General features: G+C 51.3%; 2 protein-coding genes. One reads left to right on the forward strand and one right to left on the reverse strand.

All coding sequences use genetic code 11. From position 1 onward, the window contains the following. Positions 1–405: 405 nt before the first annotated feature. Positions 406–876, reverse strand: coding sequence for a helix-turn-helix domain-containing protein (locus tag SJH88_RS19085; RefSeq protein ID WP_154162616.1), 471 nt, complete (start codon positions 874–876; stop codon positions 406–408). Between the two features lie 89 nt (positions 877–965). Between SJH88_RS19085 and SJH88_RS19090 the strand changes: the two genes are divergently transcribed. Then, positions 966–1,151, forward strand: coding sequence for a hypothetical protein (locus SJH88_RS19090; protein ID WP_154162617.1), 186 nt, complete (start codon positions 966–968; stop codon positions 1,149–1,151). Positions 1,152–1,430 lie beyond the last annotated feature (279 nt).

Here is a 1,430-nt window from a genome sequence, read left to right on the forward strand (position 1 = left end):
GCCAATCGCTTGAGCGCAACGTCTTGAGCAAGACCTACCGATGGGAGGAGCCCCGCCTGCCAATGCCTGTGAGTTCATTCACCAGGTGATTTTTTGCAGAATGAACGACTGCTTTTGGCCGTTTGCTGCCCTTGAACGCATGGCTACTCAAGCGAAGTCTGGGGGGCTCAAAGGGTGGTTGAAAAATTAGAGACCTTACTCCACCTGACGGAGTAGGAAGGCCGCTGATAGCTCCGGGAGACGGAGCAGGCGGCCCTTCTACTGCTCCGGGAGGCGGAGCTATACAGGTGGTTTTTGGGGGCTCTCTACTCCGGGAGACGGAGACCATCTAGAGAAGCCATCTGTTGTCAGTTTTTCCGTAGCACCTGGGCAACCAAGGTAGAAAAAAGGCTGTCGTAAATAAGGCTAAAGGACTTTGACTTTTTTAGACAGCGTTGCGTAGCGCATCTTGTCTGCAGCAGACCCATGCTGATGCTCGGGGGAAACAGCAATATTTCCCGCAGGTTCGTAGCCAGAAAGCGTGAAATCCAGCATTTTTATAAATGCTTCTTCTATCGTCAGCCCAGCGTGTGCGGCATAGGTCTGAATCCGTAAAGCTAAATCCCCATCAATCCATAGCTTCATACCTGGATGGCCCGCGCCTGGGCCATATTGATCCATAGCTCCAACACCAGAGGTTAGCCATTGATACTCAACCGCGAGGGCTTGAGCTATTTTGAGAATGGTTTGACGTCTTGGGGCTGCTCTACCTGATTCGTAGCGACTGACTTGTGTTGGCGCCATGTCACATGCACGCCCAAGATCAGTCTGCGACCAGCCACGTGCCATGCGTGCCTGTGTGATCCGATCCCCAATGGTTGATGCTGATTCGTTCATATGGTTCCTAAAAGGTACTTGCAAAAAGTACCAAAAGTACTAAGATCGATCTTGTACCGGTTTGGTACTGTTTGAACTAAGAGGATTCTATGACCTTGAGCTGCATTGATGCGAAAAAGCCCAAACCGCCAGTTAGCGTAAAGCTGCCGAATGACTTGGAGGAGTACCTAAGAGATCAAGCGAAGGTCGGGTTTCGGTCTCTATCAAAAGAGATCACGATGCGACTGGAACAAAGCCGCAAAGCAGAAGAGGCCAAAGATGAAAAGCAGGCCTGAAAAAAGTGAAGCCCTGGCGGGTGCAACCGGCAGGGCTTCGAGTGTCAAAAACCAAGCAACCAAACAAGGAATCGACATGACTGATTCTAAAGCACCCGCCGTAGCAAGCACCAGCGTTTCGCAACAGGCTAGCCGTGCTCCTGTAGTCAATACGTTCCAGGAGGGTGTGCAAAATTTTGTGTAAACGGCCAATCAACAGCCGGCGCAAGCCGGCCTGTCCGTAAACACTATGAACACCAAGAAACACGACGTACCCGAAGAACTGCTGTCTGGCCTGCT

The organism is Comamonas sp. GCA5, from assembly GCF_036541385.1.
Classification (GTDB): Bacteria; Pseudomonadota; Gammaproteobacteria; order Burkholderiales; family Burkholderiaceae_C; genus Comamonas; species Comamonas aquatica.

Excerpts from the sequence above, each read along its gene's own strand:
- SJH88_RS19085 (WP_154162616.1), bottom strand. The coding sequence starts at position 876 with ATGAACGAATCAGCATCAACCATTGGGGATCGGATCACACAGGCACGC.
- SJH88_RS19090 (WP_154162617.1), top strand. The coding sequence starts at position 966 with ATGACCTTGAGCTGCATTGATGCGAAAAAGCCCAAACCGCCAGTTAGC.